Source organism: Flavobacterium sp. Sd200, assembly GCF_009826935.1.
Classification (GTDB): domain Bacteria; phylum Bacteroidota; class Bacteroidia; order Flavobacteriales; family Flavobacteriaceae; genus Flavobacterium.
The window spans coordinates 833,435-846,778 of sequence record NZ_WUMN01000001.1; the positions used below are offsets into that span (position 1 = coordinate 833,435).

At 38.1% G+C, this 13,344-nt stretch carries 10 protein-coding genes; 4 read left to right on the plus strand and 6 right to left on the minus strand.

The features are described from left to right. Positions 1-68: 68 nt before the first annotated feature. Together GR160_RS03875 and GR160_RS03880 are read right to left on the minus strand one after the other, a co-directional pair. Entirely contained in the window at positions 69-950 is an 882-nt protein-coding gene (locus tag GR160_RS03875; protein ID WP_160748509.1) for an alpha/beta hydrolase, read from the minus strand. Positions 951-981: 31 nt separating this feature from the next. Continuing rightward, a complete protein-coding gene (locus tag GR160_RS03880; protein ID WP_160748510.1) occupies positions 982-2,073 on the minus strand; it encodes an alpha/beta hydrolase in 1,092 nt (363 codons plus the stop codon). A 258-nt stretch (positions 2,074-2,331) separates the two neighbouring features. Here GR160_RS03880 and GR160_RS03885 point away from each other — a divergent pair, with 258 nt between their 5' ends. The 4 genes from GR160_RS03885 to GR160_RS03900 all read left to right on the plus strand — a co-directional run bounded on the left by GR160_RS03885 (position 2,332) and on the right by GR160_RS03900 (position 8,233). Beyond that, positions 2,332-4,302 (plus strand): tetratricopeptide repeat protein, encoded by a 1,971-nt coding sequence (locus GR160_RS03885; RefSeq protein WP_160748511.1) that lies wholly within the window; start codon positions 2,332-2,334, stop codon positions 4,300-4,302. Positions 4,303-4,305: 3 nt separating this feature from the next. Beyond that, positions 4,306-5,067, plus strand: coding sequence for a LytTR family DNA-binding domain-containing protein (locus GR160_RS03890; RefSeq protein WP_160748512.1), 762 nt, complete (start codon positions 4,306-4,308; stop codon positions 5,065-5,067). Between the two features lie 90 nt (positions 5,068-5,157). Next, positions 5,158-7,176 (plus strand): T9SS type A sorting domain-containing protein, encoded by a 2,019-nt coding sequence (locus GR160_RS03895; RefSeq protein ID WP_160748513.1) that lies wholly within the window; start codon positions 5,158-5,160, stop codon positions 7,174-7,176. A gap of 235 nt (positions 7,177-7,411) precedes the next feature. Further along, the gene (locus tag GR160_RS03900) at positions 7,412-8,233 is read left to right on the plus strand and encodes an alpha/beta fold hydrolase (protein WP_160748514.1); all 822 of its coding nucleotides are present in this window, start codon (positions 7,412-7,414) and stop codon (positions 8,231-8,233) included. Positions 8,234-8,317: 84 nt separating this feature from the next. Here the strand turns inward: GR160_RS03900 and GR160_RS03905 are convergent, their stop codons facing one another. From GR160_RS03905 to GR160_RS03920, 4 genes are all read right to left on the minus strand, one after another. Continuing rightward, positions 8,318-9,715, minus strand: coding sequence for a TolC family protein (locus tag GR160_RS03905; RefSeq protein WP_202390704.1), 1,398 nt, complete (start codon positions 9,713-9,715; stop codon positions 8,318-8,320). A 1-nt stretch (position 9,716) separates the two neighbouring features. Beyond that, entirely contained in the window at positions 9,717-11,069 is a 1,353-nt protein-coding gene (locus GR160_RS03910; protein WP_160748515.1) for an HlyD family secretion protein, read from the minus strand. A 3-nt stretch (positions 11,070-11,072) separates the two neighbouring features. Continuing rightward, complete coding sequence (locus tag GR160_RS03915) at positions 11,073-12,728, minus strand: peptidase domain-containing ABC transporter (RefSeq protein WP_160748516.1); 1,656 nt, start codon at positions 12,726-12,728, stop codon at positions 11,073-11,075. Positions 12,729-12,842: 114 nt separating this feature from the next. Next, the gene (locus GR160_RS03920) at positions 12,843-13,208 is read right to left on the minus strand and encodes a hypothetical protein (RefSeq protein ID WP_160748517.1); all 366 of its coding nucleotides are present in this window, start codon (positions 13,206-13,208) and stop codon (positions 12,843-12,845) included. Positions 13,209-13,344: the final 136 nt, after the last annotated feature.

The following is a 13,344-nucleotide window of genomic DNA, read 5'->3' on the forward strand; positions in this document are numbered from 1 at the left end:
AACAGATGAGAGACTGCCGTTTTATTAGCAGCCCCTCATCATCCTCATTACCAATCACAAATCATCAATTAATATTTACTTGCCCAGGCAATTATGTAGTTTACGTCTTCCTGCCAGGTAGGCTGAGACATGGCAAGGTGGTTACGTCCTTCGAATTCTTTATATTCGGTTACCGATCCCTCCGGCTGATATTTAATGTATCTTTCGTAATTCTTTTTATTTAAAGAGGCAGGAATAATATTATCGGTACTGCCGGAAACAAACAGTAGAGGGGCATGCTCTTTTTTAAAGTCTATTTTACCCATGTCTTTAAGAGCACCTCTAATCACTTTTCTGCTTTCAGGCACTACGAGTTTATCATAATAGGCTCGTTGCTCTGCCTCCGGCATGCCGTTTGTAAATGCATACTGCCACTGTTTGAACGACATTAAAAAAGTAGTATCCTCAGACCTGAACAGTCCTAACGGCCCTGAAAGTGCTTTTAAGAAAGAATATTTATAAACAAATACTCCTTTTGCAGGGACAGAATGGTAGGCAATACCAGCCGCACCTTTATCTCTTTGCAATAATAGCTGTACAATAAGTCCACCAAAAGAATGGCCTATAAGTATTGGTTTTTCGGGCAGTTTGTCTATGATGGCGGCATGGTAATCTACAATTTTTTTCAGGTCATATTCAGATGGGATGCTGTCTTTATGTTTAGCTCTCAGCCCGTCTACTGTGCCATCTTTGTATGGCCACGCCGGAACAATAACGATATAACCTTTGCTCTCTAAATAGCTTTTCCATTCGCCCCAGCCATCGCTGGTTACAAAGGCTCCGGAGATTAGCATAATGGTTTTTGTGCCTTTAGGTTTGTCATCGGTTTTAGGTGTCTCGGCAGCAAAGGCAGTTGCCTGTATAAATAGTGAGAATATAAGCACGTATTTAGAAATGGATAGTGTTTTCATGATCTATGATTTTTTAAAGTTGATTTATATTTTAAAGATTTTGTTTAAGTGCCGCAGCAGCATTTTGCAGCATAGTGCGTGTAGAAGGTTGGGTAGCAAGAGCATTTAACAGGCCAAAGTCATGTATTGTACCATTGTATCGCACGGTGGTAACATTTACTCCTGCCTCGTCAAGATGCCTTCCAAAGGTTTCGCCTTCATCACGCAATATGTCGTTCTCAGCAACCTGTATAAGAGTGGTTGGAAATCCTTTAAGCTGTTCCTGTGTGGCATTAACAAGGCTAATATGGTAGTCTTTCCTGTCTGCGGCATTTGTAGTGTACTGGTCAAACATCCATTTCATTACAGATGCTGTAAGAAAGCGGTCAGTAGCAAACTTTTGGTAAGATTCTGTAGTAAAAGAGGCATCGGCTACCGGCCATAAAAGGTCTACAAATTTAATAGCCGGGCCATTTTTTTCTTTGGCAATAAGTGCCGTGGCGGCTGCCATATTGCCTCCTGCGCTGTTGCCCACTATGCCAAGCCTTGAGCCGTCTACGTTAATTTCATTGCCGTTTTTGGCAACCCATTTTGTAGCTGCATAAATTTCGTTTACGGCAACAGGATATCTAACTTCCGGCGATGGGGTATAATTTACAAATACTGCAACATAGCCTGATAATACTACAAGGTCGTGAACCAGCCTTTTATGGGTTGGGTAGTCACCCAGTATCCATCCTCCACCATGCACGAACATAAATACCGGAAGTTTACCCTGAGCATTTGCCGGACGCACAATGTTAAGTTTTACGGTAAGGCCGTCTTCTGTAATGGTTTTTTCAGATTCTGTAACTCCTGAGTAATCTACATTTACAGATGCCTGAGCATTGACCAATACCGCACGGGCATCTTCTTTAGATAACTTTTCGAGCGGTGTACCACCTGAATTTAATATTTTTAGAAATTCACGGCTGCCGCGTTCAATATTAGGGTCGGTCGCATAGTCGGCAACAGTAATACTGTCGGTGCTGGTTTCTATGCCTTTAGAACTCAATGTAACTTCGGCTGAACGCTTGCATGATATACCTGCAAGTAAAATGGCTGAGAGAGTTACGGTTTTTAAAAAGTAAACGGTTGTTTTCATGATCTAAATTATTAGTGATTATTAATTTTGTGATTTGTAACAGCCAATAACTAAGCCTTTGTTTTAATTTATTGATAATCAATTTTTTATGTTTTTATTGAATTTCTGAATTTGCTGTATTTCGCTAATTATCAGTTTAATTTGTGTTATATAGCTGTAATTGAGCGTGATCGAATTCTAACTGAAAGGCTTCAAATTCTAATCGCGTCTTTTTTTGAATGCCATAAATCATACATTTGTTTTAAGATTAAAGCAATTATGAAGCATTATAAAATTGTATATATACTGTTGCTTATCGGTAATGCTGTTTTTGCACAAAACCACATTACTGACAGCCTGAAAAACAGGTTAAACAAAACCGCAAATGAGACGGAAAAAATAAGGCTGCTTAACGAAATAGCTAATGAATATTTAGAGAATGACCCTGCTGCAATGCTGAATTATTCCAGGCAGGCATTACGAATGGCACAAAAAAAAGAATTAAGCTTACAGGAGGCCGATTCATGGTTTAATATTGGTAATGCCAGTATAATGCTAAGTAAATATACCGATGCGCTTAAAAGCTTTACCAATGCACAGGCTATTTATGAGAATGCCATTAAACAACCTGATACTGCCAATAAAGATGATATTAAAAGTACACTTGCCTCTACGTATGGCAGTATAGGTATAGTATGTTCTGAACAGAATAATTATGCCAAATCGTTAGAGTATTATTTTAAGGCGTTAAAACTGTATTTGGAAACAGGGCAGGAAGATGTGGCGGGTGTGGTTTATAACAACATTGGGATAGTATATGAAACTCAAAAGGACTACACCAAAGCACTTGAGTATTTTAATAAAGCGCTCTGGATACAGAAAAAAATGGATGATGCATCGCAGGCGGTAACAATAAGCAATATTGGTAAAGTTTACCTTGCAGGGAATGATAATGATAAAGCCCTGCAGTCTTTTAAAGAAGCCGAAGCTAAATTCAGGCAATATGATAACCGCCGGGGGCAGGCGGAACTTTATAATAACTACGGTAATTATTATGCTAAGAAAAACGATCTTAACACCGCCCGGCAATATTATACTAAGGCATTAGCCGCATTTAAAGAGACTGGTGAAAAATATGGGGCATCGGCATCTTTAGGATATTTAGGAAAGATAAGTGCCTTGCAAAATAATAATGCACAGGCTGTTGCATATTTTAAAGAATCAGCAGCGCTGGCAGAGGAGATTGGCACACCGGAGCAGGTTAAAGAATCGGAAAAAGAACTCAGCATGTTGTATGAAAAAATGGGAGATAGCAGAGAGGCTCTTATTCATTATAAAAAATACAGTGATGCTAAAGAAAAAATAAACAACAGCGAGAATATAAAAAGCATGGTTCGCGAAGAAATGAACTATGAGTTTGAGCGCAAAGAAGCCCTGCAAAAGGTAGAGAACGAAAAGCGGGAGGCGGTGTTTAGCGAACAATCTAAAAGGCACCGCATGCAAATGCTGTTTACTGCTTTACTGGCATTGCTGTTATTTGGCATTGCTTTTTTGATATACAGCAGGCTACAGTTAAAAAAACGTCTTACACTTCAGCGAGATCTTGCCGAGTATGAGCAAAAAGCACTGCACCTGCAAATGAACCCGCATTTTGTGTTTAACTGCCTCGGGTCTATATCGAGTTTTATAGTGCAAAACGGTACCGATTCGGCTATAAAATACCTGTCTAAATTTTCTAAGCTTATGCGTCTTACGCTCGAGTACAGTAAAGAATCGCTTATACCTATAGACAAAGAAATTGAAGGCCTGCAAAACTATCTGGAACTTGAGCAACTGCGTTTTAACCGCATGTTCGATTTCAGTATTACAAAAGATACTGCTATTGAAGATGATATGGCTATACCACCACTGCTTTTGCAGCCATTTGTAGAAAATGCAATTATACACGGCATTGTACCTAAAAAGCAGCATGGCAATATCTATATTGATTTTGCCCTCAATAATGATAAACTTGTATGCACAGTTACAGATGATGGTATTGGCATACACCAGTCTCGCAGGCTTAAAGAAAATTCTGTAACAGTACACAAATCGCTGGCTTTGGAAATTACCAAAAAACGCCTTGAGGTAATACAGGCAGTTACGGCAAAAACGTCTCAGGTAGAAATAACCGAAATTACCAACGCACTTGGCGAACCGGGAGGCACTAAAATAGTATTAAATTTACCTGTACAATATTCATCTAACTAATGTATGATCACAGCTTTACTAATAGACGACGACAGCAATTTGCGTAATGGCATGAAAGGCCTGTTAAGCATGTATGCACCCGATATTTTGATAATTGGAGAAGCCGATAGTGTAAAAACAGGAGCGGCAGCTATAGAAAAATATAAACCTAATGTGGTTTTCCTGGACATTCAGTTAGGTGATGGTACCGGGTTTGATATATTGGAGCAGCTCACGCAAAAGCATGGCAGTATAGCGTCTAACGTGGTGTTTATCACTGCTCACGAAGAATATGCGCTTAAGGCATTCAGGTTTAGTGCTCTTGATTATTTGCTTAAGCCTGTAGATCCTGAAGAACTTAAAAAGGTTATCGAAAAGATCAAAAAGGTGCTTACTGTTAACGATAACTTTGCCCACATAGACCTATTGCTTGAAAACATCCGTAAAAAAGTAGATACCTTTAAAAGGATAGCCCTTTCAACTTCTGATGGGATACATTTGTTTGATGTGAGCGACATTATAAGGCTCGAATCGCAGGATAATTATACCAAATTCTATATAAAGAACAATAAGCCGGTGCTTATTGCCAAAACACTTAAGGAATATGAAGACCTGCTCTCAGGCCAGGGGTTTGAGCGCATACACCAAAGCCATCTGATCAATCTTTCATATTTAAAATCATACATTAAAAAAGATGGTGGCTATGCTGTAATGGCCGATAACAGTAACCTGCCCATATCGCAGCGAAAAAAAGAACGACTGCAGGAGCTTTTAAAATCGTTATAATTCGAATTCTAAACGATAGCAGCTAAATTCTAAACACCTATATAGTAAAGCAATAATAAAATATACATTTATCCTACCAATAAACATATCATGAAAACAAAGCTACTTTATTTAATGTTGTTTGTAACCGCTATAGCAGGTGCACAAATTGTAGATATTCCCGATGCGAATTTTAAGGCGAAGCTGCTTGCAGCAAGTACGAGTTTAGACATTGCAAGGAATAGTACAGGCCAAAATATAGTTATTGATACAAATGGAGACGGTGAGATACAGGAAAGTGAGGCAATACAAGTATATTGGTTAAATGTTGATAGTAGTCAAATATCCGATCTGACAGGTATCAATAGCTTTATAAACATTACACGTTTTTATTGCTCTAATAATTATTTAACAGCAATAAATATACATGGTCTTAATGGTTTAACTATTATTTCTGCAGGTAACAATGTAATTGCTTCAATTGTTCTGTATGATTTGCCTACATTATTCACATTGGAAATAGGTTGGAACAACTTAATTTCCTTAGATCTCAGTAATCTTCCGGTGATATCAGAGTTGATGCTTGCAAACAACCCTCTTCTTTATGATCTTAATTTAAAAAATGGCAGTGGTTCTACTATTTATCCAACTATGAGCACAGAAGGTCCACCAATAGTTACTAATCTTAGCTATGTTTGTATTGATGAAGAGGAAGTTGATGAAATACATGATTATCTTGAACGTTATTATAACTTAGGAAATGTGTTAGTAACTTCTTATTGTTCTATAACACCAGGAGGAGATTACAATACTATAACTGGTAATGTTACTTTCGATTTTAATGGAGACGGCTGTGATGCTACAGATGATACCCAAAGCCTCATAAAAGTAAAAATTGTGAACGGTACTGATACCGGTTACACCTTTACAAACAATGAAGGACAATACACTTTTTACACTCAGGACGGTACTTTTGAAGTATCTCCACAATTTGAAGATAACCAGTATTTTATAGCTTCTCCACAAACAGCAACCGTTAACTTTCCTGTTGTAGATAACTCTATAGCTACCGAAAACTTTTGTATTATGGCTAACGGCATACACCCTGATGTTGAGGTTGTAATGGTGCCTATAGGTTCAGCACGCCCGGGCTTTGATGCAAATTATAAAATTGTTTTCAAAAACAAGGGTAATCAAACAGTATCGGGCACCGTAAGCTGCCTATGGGATTATGGGATTTTAGAGCCTGTGAGTATTACTCCAATGGCTAATGATATACAGCCGGGAGCTTATACATGGGATTATACTGACCTGCAACCTTTTGAAAACAGGGAAATACTAATGACGCTAAATGTAAACAGCCCAACTGAAAGCCCTGCCGTAAACTCTGGAGACATACTCCCTTTTACTGCAAGCATTACACATGCAGGAACAGACGAGACACCACAGGATAACCAATATATTTTTAATCAGACAGTAGTGAATTCTTTCGACCCTAATAACATTATTTGCATTGAAGGAGATACTGAACCCACCACTCAAATAGGGGAGTATCTGCACTATGTGGTTAACTTTGAGAATACAGGTACTGCTGCTGCCGATTTTGTAGTAATTAGGCACGACATAGACCCGGCTGAATTTGATATCAATACACTTGAAATTCTTAATGCATCGCACAATGTTAGGGCTACTGTTACAGATAATACTATAGAGTTCGCCTTTAGAGAGATAAACCTTCAGGCATCGTTCCATGGCAATATACTGTTTAAATTAAAAAGCAGGCCTAATTTGCATGAGGGCAGTACGGTGGGTAATCAGGCCAATATTTATTTTGATTACAACCATCCAATAGAAACCAATGAGGCTAATACAGTATTTGCTACACTTAGCAGAGGAGAATTTAATGTTGATGCTTCTGTAAAATTGTACCCTAATCCGGCAACAGGAATTGTAAATGTTGGAGCTAAAGGAAATATTACATCAATACAATTATATGATGTTCAGGGAAGGCTCTTACAAGTTGCCAATAATACGGCTAAACTTGATATTTCGTCAAGGGCTAAAGGAATGTATTTTGTAAAAGTAACAACAGATAATGGAGTTAAAGTAGAGAAACTTATCAAACAATAACACCAGATAAATAGTCTTGATGATCCCGATTGTTTAAAAACAATCGGGATTTTTATTTTGGTACTTATAAAAATTACGCTATATCGTAAGTGTAATAATGTGAATGAAATATTAAAATGTTGATTATTAGTTAATTGTTTTTTTGGGGTTAAAATTGTTTAATACTATTGCAAATGCAGACATCTTACACGAGATGCAGGCAACCAAATTATTAATCACTTAAAAAACTAAAAAAATGAGCACACTTAAAGTAAAAGACGGAACAGAGATTTACTACAAAGACTGGGGAACAGGACAACCAATTGTTTTTCATCACGGATGGCCTTTATCAAGTGATGACTGGGATGCGCAAATGATGTTTTTCCTTAAAAAAGGATTCAGGGTAATTGCACACGACCGCCGTGGGCATGGACGTTCGGGTCAGGCAGGCGAGGGTAATAATATGGATACTTACGTTTCTGACATTGCTGAACTTACTGAGGCTTTAGACCTAAGAAATGCAATACACGTAGGTCATTCTACAGGTGGTGGTGAAGTTATAAAGTATGTTGCCAAATACGGCAAAGACCGTGTTGCTAAAGCGGTACTTATAAGTGCTGTTACACCTATAATGATACAAAATGAGAATAATCCTGATGGAGTTCCGTTATCGGTATTCGATGAGATAAGGCAGGGCACAGGCTTTAACAGGGCACAGTATTTTTATGATTTTCCTATTGCTTTTTACGGATGGAACCGTGAGGGTACAACTGTACATGAGGGTATTAAGCACAACTGGTGGCGTCAGGGAATGATGGGGTCTGTGCTTTCTCACTATGAAGGTATAAAAGCTTTCTCTGAGACTGATTTTACTACAGATTTACAAAGTGTAGATATACCTGTGCTGGTGCTGCATGGCGAAGACGACCAGATCGTGCCATACAGCCAAGCGCCTAAGGCAGTAAAACTGCTAAAGAACGGAACATTAATATCTTATCCGGGCTTTCCGCATGGTATGCCAACAACAGAGGCTGAAACTATAAATAATGATATTTTATCATTCATACAGCGTTCTTAAATTTAGGAACTTCATAAAAAGTAACAACCCGTTTTGAAATTATCAGAACGGGTTGTTTTTTTATATAGGATGCTTTACACAGATTTAATCGGGATTAGCCAATATTCGGTATAATTGAGCATTTGAAATATAATATTGATTTTCTATGCCAATTTGCGAAAGCTTTGCATTTACCAAATTATTTTCCCTTGAGTTTATAAGGAAAACAGAACTTTCTCCAAAAGAAAAAAGTTTTTCTTCAGAGTCTAACATTGTGGTATAGTCGTTTACCAAAGCATCAATAATCCCTTTTTGTTTTTGCAGCGACTTTATTTCGGTTTGCTGAGCGGTTATTTTGTTCTTAAGCTCCAGGCGTTGCTGTCCAAGATCATACTCGGCATCCTGAATTTTTAATTTGGCAAGCTTTAAACCACCACGCTCTTTTCTAAGAAAAATAGGGAAACTAAAGTTTACATTAAACTTATAATCGTTTGTGTTAAAGCTTTCAAAATAATCAGGTTCAGATATATAATTGTAGCCTACATTAACCTTTGGCAGGAGCATATTGGCTTTAAGCTGGCGGTTTACCTCTAATATAGAAAGTTTTGTTTGCAACGACTGAATTTTTGGATGGCCTTCAAGATTGTTTACATTTACAGTCATATCGTTAGTGCGCAATGTTTCCTGGAGGGTTTGCTGCAGGTTATTTTCCGGAACTACATTTTCGGCAAGTTCTACAGGAACTTCCTCTATCCATAAATAGTTAGACAGGTTCAGTTTTGCCTTTACGAGTTTAAGATTGGCATTTTCAAGGTTGAGTTGCCTGTTTCTCACGGTAATTCCTGCTTCTACACTGTCAATGGCAGGAGAATCTCCCTGTTCTATCAATTGTATCACGCCATTATATCGTGTGCTTGCAAAGCCAAGATAGCTGGTATAAAGCTCGGCCTCGCTATAGCTTTTTTTCCACTCAAAATAAGCCTGGCTTGCATTATATAGTACCTCTATGGCTTTTAATTTTCGCTGCGCATCGCTCAATTGTACCTGTAGCTTGCCTTCTCTAACATCAGCCATACGCTGGTTAATAAACAATCCCTGACCCAACGGAACACTAATTCCAAGCGAGGTTAAACCGGCATCGGGTGTTCTGTCCATAGGGTTAAAATACCTTCCGGAAGCATCATCAAATCCTGCTTTTATTTCTATTCCATACCATGTAGGTATTTTAAAGCTGCTGTTTAGCAATGAATAATACCGTGTGTCTTTAAATTCTTTATTGTTGTAATCAACCTCAATTTTAGGGTCAAAACCACCACGGGCAGCCATCAGCATTGCCTGGGCATTGCTTAGCTCAAGGTTAGCCTGCTTTACCAGTGGGTGATACTTTTTAACGTAACCCAAAAATTCATTATAACTTAATTCTTCTTTATTAAACTCCTGCGCATAACTACCCAAAGAGAGTAGTACGAGTAGGAGGGGGAATATTTTAAATGCTTTAGCCATATTATTTTTTGTCCTTGCTTTTAGCGTCTTTAACATCAGGCTTATAATAGTCAGGAGGGAAACCGTTGAGGTTTCGCCAAATTTCATACCATACCGGTACCGTTTGCAGCAGCGCAATACTTTGTGCACCGGCTCCAATACTTAATTCTTTAGGCCATTTTTCGGCATCACCATCCGGAGATATCAATACCCTGAATTTCCCGTTAGGGCTAATAAAGTTTTCTATTGCCACAACACGGCCACCATAGGTACCATAAGATAGACCCGGCCACCCTGAAAAAACAATACGTGGCCATCCGTCAAACCAAACCCTTATTTTAGCACCACGGTGCACCAGTGGCAAATCTATAGGGTCTACATACGTTTCTACTGCAATATCATATCCGGCAGGCATAATGCTCACAATTGCCGTTCCTTCTTTTATTGTTTCTCCAATACCAGCCAGCAACGCACGGTTTACATAGCCGCTTTGTGGGGCAGTAATATAATAAAGCCCGTTCCTTATACTGTAATTAGTATGCTGGTTTTGCAGTTTGTTTACCTGTGCTTTAGTATCATATTGCGTACTCAAAGCTGTAAACTTGTCACTTTCCGATTTAGATATCTTTTCTGCATATTCGGCAGTAATACGGTTAATTTCAACCTTGGCATTTATAAGCTCATTTTTGCTGCTCAGGAGTTTGTTTTCCTGAGTGATTATATAAGCCTCTGCTTCCTGTAGTTTTAATCTTTTTTGCTCAACATCAGTAAGCGGTTTTAGTCCTTCTTTATTAAGAGCAACCGACCTGTTAAATTGCGTTTGTGCAATGCGAAGCTGTGTTTTTATAGCTTCAAGGTCCATACTGTCGCTCTTGATCTTTAAATGTGCCTGTTTAATTTTATTTTGTGCCTGCTGTAGTTTTAGCTGCCTTTCTGTGTTAAGCGATTTTGCCTGAACTTCGAGCGAGGTTACTTTATTCCCATATGATTCTACAGCCATTTTTTTGGCATCAACCTGCTCTTTTGTATTGCCAACCAGATTAGGGTCTAAATAATCTTCTTTAATCTCTGAAATAAAAAGAATTGTATCGCCTTTGTTTACATAATCACCTTCCTGTACATACCACTTTTCAATCCTTCCCGCAATAGCATTGTGCACGGTTTGAGGTCTGTGGTCGGGTTTAAGGGTAGTAACTGCTCCACTACCGGAAATATTTTGAGTCCACGGCAGGAAAAGGCACGCAACAAGGAAAATTAAAAATCCTATAATTATCCTATTAAGTGTTTTATAATGTGGCTTTATGGCAACAGCTGTAATTGAACTGTATTTGCCCGGTGCAATAAGTACCTGATTGTCTTTAGATATATTTAGCATGGGTTACAGCTTTATGTCGTTAATAATTTCTCCGTTTGCAATAGTTATTGTACGGTTACATTTGTTTTTCCAGGCATCGTCTTTAGAAGCGATTATAAGTGTCCAGTTGTTTTTGTCAGACACTAAAAAGTCAATAATAGATGAGGCTGTATTGTCATCCATTTTGTCGGTTGGGTCTTCTAAAAACAGAATGTTTGGTTTATTAACAATGCTGCGTGCCAGCAATATTTTTTGTACATCGGATGCAGATAACTGCCTGCCACCCGGGTGTATGTGAGTCTCCAACCCATTAGGGAATGTTTTGATAAAAGGAGAAAGGCAAACAGCATCTAAAGCCCATTTAAGGTTCTCGCTGTCTAAATTATCACTTCCAAACAAAATATTCTCACGAATGGTTCCTTCAAACAATGTTTCTCCTTGCAAAAATGTTCCGGCCTGCGCCTTGTAGCTGTCATCGTCAAGGCGGTTCATATAATTATCAGTAACATATATACCACCACTTTCGGGTTCTGTAATTCCGGCAAGTAAGCGCAATAATGTACTTTTACCTGCGCCATTGCTGCCGTTAAGGAATATTTTTTCGCCCTGATTGATTTTAAGGCTAATGTTTTTAAGCGATTTTTTATCGGTGCCCGGATAATTGTAGCATACGTTTTCTGTTTCTACCGTAATACCGTGGCTGCTCATTTCGTAAAAGTTTGGTATTACCGATGTTTCCATATCAGTAACCTGACCAATTTTTTCTACAGATGTAAGCACATCATAAAACGATTCAAGGCCAAAAATTATCTTTTCAACTGAATTGATTAACAGCACGATTATAATCTCAGATGCTACAAACTGCCCTATGTTCATTTGGTTGCTTATTACTAAAAAACCACCTACCGATAAAAGTGCAGCCGTTATAACCACTTTAAAAATAACAAGCTGTATATACTGCTTGCGCATTACATTAAAGTGTTTTTCGCGATAATTTACATAATCGCTCACATAGTGGTCGTTTCTCTCAAGAGCATAGTCAAACTCCTTTTTCTTATTAAAACTCTCGCGGTTGCGGGCAATTTCCTGTAGCCATGCTGCCACCTTATATTTATAGGTCGATTCTTTAAGGCTGGTTTGTAAACCGTCGTTATAAGAAAATTTAAAGATTATATATAAAACCAATACGAGCAGTAAGCCAATAAGCATAAAGAACGAATGATATAAAGCCAGCAATATTATACCAAAACCTACCTGTAAAAAAGCTGTCGAAAAATCAAGTAATAGCTTAGCAGCTCCCTTTTGTACCATTAGCGTATCGAAAAAACGGTTGGCCTGCTCCGGAGCATATTTAGAATACAGTTCTTTAAATTTTATAAGCGGCATGCGGTAGGCAAACTCGAACGATGAGCGCACAAAAATGCGCTGTTGCAAATTTTCTACAATGCGAAGCTGCATAATAGTTAGCACACCGGCAAAGGCAACCCCAATGGTTACTACAATTACCAGCACGATCCAGGACACGCTTACCTGCCCACTTTGTATAAAGTTAATAATGGCCTGTACACCCAGTGGCAAAGAGAGGTTTACCAACCCTGCAAAAGCTGCATAGAATATAATTTGATAAACATCACGCTTATCAAGTTTGAGTAAGTTATAAAAACGTTTAAATGGCGTCATAATAAAGTAAAGTGCATTTTTGATTTTTAAAATTGTATATGGCACATACAAATACCATAAACAGGCATGAGGGAGAGAGCCCTGTAGCCTTAATCAGTGAGGTAAAAAATTACCTTATGCAATTACTTCCGGAGGGGGTAAATGTATTTTGCAGTAAAAGTTGCAGTTAATAGCACAATCCGCTATAGGCTGGCTGCTTTTAAGCGTTGTAAAATTCTGGCTTCCCATTAGCCACGTATGGCCGGGTACTAAATAGTCGAACGAATAAAGACTTTTGGTGCCGCTTGTTTTAGCTTCAAAATCATCATACTCCTCTGTACAGCCACTGCACTTAAAAACCTTTTTTATAATAAGGCTAAGTGTGTTCTCTGTTTTATGGACATCGGCTTTATCTGAAACAATATTTCTAAAGCTGTTAGAAATATTTATACTGCTCAATAAAAAATAGCCAATAAGCAGCACCTGCAGGCACTTACTCAATTGACTATTTTTTATTCTGTTCATCATGACAACACTTTCTTCAAAAGATGTGCCAATATAGTATATTTATTATTTAAACAACGATTTCGTTTAAAAAATATTCTAAAATTAGATTTTTTAATGAGTTTATTAAAGT